At 63.1% G+C, this 4638-nt stretch carries 6 protein-coding genes; 2 read left to right on the top strand and 4 right to left on the bottom strand.

Annotation, left to right across the window (positions count from 1 at the left end; genetic code table 11):
* The 4 genes from ABF859_RS15435 to ABF859_RS15420 all read right to left on the bottom strand — a co-directional run.
* A partial coding sequence (locus ABF859_RS15435; protein ID WP_415528518.1) for an N-acetylmuramic acid 6-phosphate etherase occupies positions 1-701 on the bottom strand: 701 nt, incomplete at its 3' end.
* Between the two features lie 3 nt (positions 702-704).
* A complete protein-coding gene (locus ABF859_RS15430; protein WP_415528517.1) occupies positions 705-1769 on the bottom strand; it encodes an aspartate-semialdehyde dehydrogenase in 1065 nt (354 codons plus the stop codon).
* A gap of 23 nt (positions 1770-1792) precedes the next feature.
* On the bottom strand, positions 1793-2431 hold the full coding sequence (locus ABF859_RS15425; RefSeq protein WP_415528516.1) for a 2OG-Fe(II) oxygenase: 639 nt from the start codon (positions 2429-2431) through the stop codon (positions 1793-1795).
* A gap of 80 nt (positions 2432-2511) precedes the next feature.
* Positions 2512-2835, bottom strand: a complete 324-nt coding sequence (locus ABF859_RS15420) for a hypothetical protein (protein WP_415528514.1) — start codon at positions 2833-2835, stop codon at positions 2512-2514.
* 192 nt (positions 2836-3027) lie between these two features.
* On the opposite strand from ABF859_RS15420, the gene ABF859_RS15415 reads away from it, so the two are divergent.
* Together ABF859_RS15415 and ABF859_RS15410 are read left to right on the top strand one after the other, a co-directional pair.
* Positions 3028-3990, top strand: a complete 963-nt coding sequence (locus ABF859_RS15415; protein ID WP_415528513.1) for an alpha/beta hydrolase — start codon at positions 3028-3030, stop codon at positions 3988-3990.
* Between the two features lie 125 nt (positions 3991-4115).
* Positions 4116-4638 (top strand): 2-oxoglutarate dehydrogenase E1 subunit family protein (locus tag ABF859_RS15410; protein WP_415528512.1); only part of this gene is annotated, 523 nt, incomplete at its 3' end.

The following is a 4638-nucleotide window of genomic DNA, read 5'->3' as shown; positions in this document are numbered from 1 at the left end:
GCCTGAAGCTTGTCGTTGCTGATGCGCATATCCACCATGCGCCCACGATAGACATGCCCCAGACGCGTCATCAGCGCCGTGGAAAACAGGTTCAGCGTGACTTTCTGCGCCGTCCCGGCCGCCATGCGCGTAGATCCCGCAAGAACCTCGGCACCCGTCGGAATGCAGATCCCGAGTTCCGCTTCCCGAAGCAGACGCGATTCCGGATTGCCACTGACACCGATCGTCAGCGCCCCCACTTCCCGTCCGACCTGAACGACAGCACAGGTGTAGGGCGTATTACCGCTCGCCGCGACGCCGATCACCACATCATGTTCATTCGGATGATGTTCCATGAGATCAAGCCGCGCCTGATCTTCCCGGTCTTCCGCCCCTTCAGCGGCCTGGGTCGTCGCCCCGGCGCCACCGGCCAGCAGCAGGACAAGCTTTTCGGGCGCCAGACCAAAGGTCGGCGTCAGTTCCACGCCGTCCTGTAACCCGATCCGCCCGGACGTCCCGGCCCCCGCATAGACCAGCCGCCCTCCGGCCTGAAGCCGCGGGACAGCGGCCTCGACGGCCCGCCCGATGGACGGCAATGCCTCCCCGACACGGTCCAGAGCCGCCTTCTGGGACGTCAGAAGCCGGTCCAGAAGAACATCGAGCGACAGAAGCTCGATATCCTCATTGGCCGCAAGAACCGTCTCGGTACGGGACGACGTCATCGCTCAGTCTTCGTCTTCATCCGGCACTTCATTGCGGCGGAAAAGCTGCCCGTCCTTCAAAAGTCCCTGCTCGACAATGCTTTCCGCAATCTGGACCGCATTGAGGGCCGCACCCTTGCGCAGATTGTCGGAGACGCACCACAGCGCCAGACCGTTCTCAACGGACGGATCGATCCGCAGACGGGACACATACGTCGCGTCCTCACCCACACATTCGATCGGCGTGACGTAGCCGCCGTCTTCGCGCTCGTCCCGCAGGATCACGCCCGGCGCCTTGCGGAGCGCCTCACGGGCCTTCTTCAGATCAACCGGCTTCTCGCACTCGATGCTGATGGCCTCGGAGTGACCGATGAACACCGGAACGCGCACGCAGGTCGCCAGAACCTTGATGTCCGGATCCATGATCTTGCGGGTCTCGACCGCCATCTTCCATTCTTCCTTGGTCGCACCGTCATCCATGAAACGGTCGATATGGGGAATGACGTTGAAGGCGATCTGCTTGGTGAACTGCGCCACCGTCGGCGGATCGTTGACGAACGTGCCCTTGGTCTGGGCGAACAGCTCGTCCATGCCGTCCTTGCCCGCGCCCGAAACGGCCTGATAGGTCGAGACCACGATGCGCTTGATCCGGAACAGGTCATGCAGCGGCTTGAGCGCCACCAGCATCTGCGCGGTCGAGCAGTTCGGGTTGGCGATGATGCCACGGCTGGCCTTGCCGATCGCCGCCGCGTTCACTTCCGGCACGATCAGCGGCACGCCCGGCTCCATGCGGAAATGGGACGTGTTGTCGATCACCACGCATCCCGCTGCCGCCGCCTTCGGCGCATAGACAGCCGAAATCGCACCGCCCGGCGAGAACAGCGCAATGTCCCAGCCCTTGAAATCGAACGTCTCGAGGTTCTGGACCTTCAGGACTTTCTTGTCCCCGAAAGAAATCTCGCGTCCCGTGGACCGCGGCGACGCCAGCGCCACGATCTCATCAACCGGAAAGTCCCGCTCCGCCAGAATTCGCAGCAGTTCACGCCCGACCGCACCCGTAGCGCCAACAACCGCAACCCGATAACCCATGATCTTTTCCCGTTCCCTGAAAATCAGCCCGAAAAGGGCAGACGCTTTAAAAGCGCCGACAGACGGTGCCGCCGCAGTTCGTAGCGGGCCTTGCGCCCCGTCGCCATGTAGTTGAGCTGGATCGCATACCGCGTCCCCACGAACTGCCGGTGCCCGTGCCAGGTCGCCGGACCGTTCGGAAACACCAGAAGCGTCCCTTCCGCCGGCGTCACTTCGACGTCAAAATCCTCGACATCATCCGGACCGTTCAGCAGCCGCAGACAGCCATCGCGTGAGGCCCAGTCTTCGCCGCGCGGATTGAGATACAGCAGGATCGTGACCAGCTTGGCCTCGGAATCCCGATGGATCCGCCCGTCCTTTTCCCGCGTGCGCCCGCGCACCGTCAGCATGGTCGGCGCATCCGCCAGATCCAGCCCGAATTTCTCCGCTACCAGCGCCTTGAGCTTCGGCCCCTGCAACTCCGCAATCATGGCCGAGACACGCGGTGTAAGCTTCAGCGCTTCCGGCGGGAAGGATCCCCCGGATTTCATTTCCGGCAGGTCCGAAACGACCGCCTTCAGATCATCATTGCTGATGAAATGCGGCACCACCACATGCGGAAACGGCTTTTCCGCAACGGGCGTGCTCTCGAACGCATCATAATCAAGGGAAATCCTGCTCATGGCGCGGAAGGCTAGACGCGGCCCCTCTCGGCGACAAGGCCTATTTCACACATGTGAGACCTGCCTTTTGCGAAAGAATATTACCCCCGAAGCGGCTTATGCGCCCGGACCATCCGGCTCGTCGCCAGATAACGGACATATCCTGCTCCCAGACGGTTCGCCCCTCCCGTGCAGACATGCGGTCCGGGAAGCGACGCCAGCCGCCCGTCCCATCTTGTATGAAGCAGCCGCGGATCCGTCCTGCATTCCAGCATCCGGTAATCCACGCCCGACTGACCCGCATCATCCATCAGAACGGTACGGCCCGACAGGTCATCGCGCCGGAGACCTTCAGCCTGCACGGACGATGTCAGCGCACCAGGCCCCGCCACCGTCAGGGCCACAAGAAACAGCAGAGCACGCATCTGCGGAACTCCCATCTCAACCAGGCCGGCTCATGACCGGTCAGTGACCTAGACGACTCTCGCCCCTCAAAAGTTGCGGCAACTTTGTGGCGGGGCGGACAGATTTTTGCCTTCAATCGATCCGACCACTGGAATCCCGCACGATTTTCCTGCCTCAGTTTTCATACATTTTCGCATCAAGGCATTTCCATCATGAACACACGCTCACTTATCCTCCCCGAACTTCTCCCACTCCTTGAAGACATCCCGACCGTCGATCTGTCGCCTGACTCCCTGCCCGCCTTCCGCGACGGGCTGGAACAGGCCGCCGGCCAGTCCTTTCTTCAGGCCGAAGATTATCCCGTCACCCTTGAGCGCCTGAACATCCCCGGCACGGAAAACGCACCCCCGATCCGCCTCCTGACCGTCCGTCCCCGCAAGGAGGCCACCAGCCCGCGCCCGGCCCTTCTGCATCTGCATGGCGGTGGCTATTTTGCCGGCCAGCCCGAACTCACCACGACCCAGCTCTGCCAGTTCGCACAGGAACTGGACTGCGTGGTCATCTCCCCGGATTACCGCCTCACCCCGGAGCATCCCTTTCCGGCCGCGATCGAGGACGCCTACACCACGCTGTGCTGGATCACCCGCAACGCCGACACGCTCGGGATCGATGCCACCCGCATCGGCCTGACGGGCGAGAGCGCAGGCGGTGGCCTCGCTGCGGGACTGGCTCTGCTGACCCGGGACAGGGAAGGACCGACACTCCTGTTCCAGAACCTCATCTATCCCGTGCTCGACGACCGCACGACGACGGGTCAGCCCGACGCGTCTCCCGTCGGGGGCGAGTTCCTGTGGACCCGCGCCAGCAACACCTTCATGTGGACGGCCCTCCTCAATCCCGTAGCGCCCGGTTCGGCGGACGTCTCGCCGTATGCCGCACCGGCCCGCGCAACAGACCTGTCCGATCTGCCTCCGGTCTATCTGTGTGTCGGCGCGCTGGATCTGTTTCTCGACGAAGATCTCGCCTACGCACGTCGCCTGATTCATCAGGGCATTGCCGTAGAGCTGGAAATCGTACCCGGCGCCTGCCATATCTTCGACCAGACAGACACCCCGGTCGCCACCCGTTCCATCGCCCGAAGGATCGACGCCATGAAACGCGGCTTCGGTCTCTGAACAGGCAGAACGCGAAACAAACGGAAATTGGCCCTGTTCCGCCAATCCGTTAGAGTGCACGACCAAACGACACGCCCCCTGCTCCCTCGTTGAGCACAGGAGCCGGGGACACAGGAGACGAGTTCATGGGCGACCATCGCGATGACCGGGACGCCATCAACGGCGAAAACACCGTCTATCTGGCGGAGCTGCACACACGCTGGCAGCACGACCCAGCCTCCGTGGACCCGGCCTTCGCGTCTCTGTTCGAAACCCTCGGCTCCGATCGCCTGACCGGGCCGGACATGGCCGGGACGACCGATTCAAGTGCCGAGAGCTTGAAATTCGCCTATCGCCTGCGCGGCCATTCGATTGCGTCGCTGGACCCACTCGGCCTCGCCCCCACACCCGATATTCCTGAACTCACCCCTCCCGGAGCAGACCGGGACCTGATCGCCCGTCTGCGCCGCGCCTATTGCGGCACGACAGCGGTCGAGTTCATGCACCTTCAGGATCAGGCCCAGCGCCAGTGGTGGGTCGACCGGCTGGAAAACCCGGCTCCCGACCCGTCACTGGACCAGAAGCGCATTCTCCTCGCCCTGACCCGCGCCGAGGGCTTCGAGCAGTTCTGCCAGAAGCGCTTCATGGGCATGCGCCGCTTCGGCCTTG

Source organism: Gluconobacter sp. (assembly GCF_047722525.1).
Taxonomy (GTDB): Bacteria; Pseudomonadota; Alphaproteobacteria; order Acetobacterales; family Acetobacteraceae; genus Gluconobacter.
The sequence above is the reverse complement of the archived record's forward strand: the minus strand, read 5'-3'. Positions and strand labels throughout refer to the sequence as shown.

Bases quoted from the DNA above. Each gene is read 5' to 3' on its own strand.
- ABF859_RS15430 (WP_415528517.1), bottom strand. From the start codon at position 1,769: ATGGGTTATCGGGTTGCGGTTGTTGGCGCTACGGGTGCGGTCGGGCGT.
- ABF859_RS15425 (WP_415528516.1), bottom strand. From the start codon at position 2,431: ATGAGCAGGATTTCCCTTGATTATGATGCGTTCGAGAGCACGCCCGTT.
- ABF859_RS15420 (WP_415528514.1), bottom strand. From the start codon at position 2,835: ATGCGTGCTCTGCTGTTTCTTGTGGCCCTGACGGTGGCGGGGCCTGGT.
- ABF859_RS15415 (WP_415528513.1), top strand. From the start codon at position 3,028: ATGAACACACGCTCACTTATCCTCCCCGAACTTCTCCCACTCCTTGAA.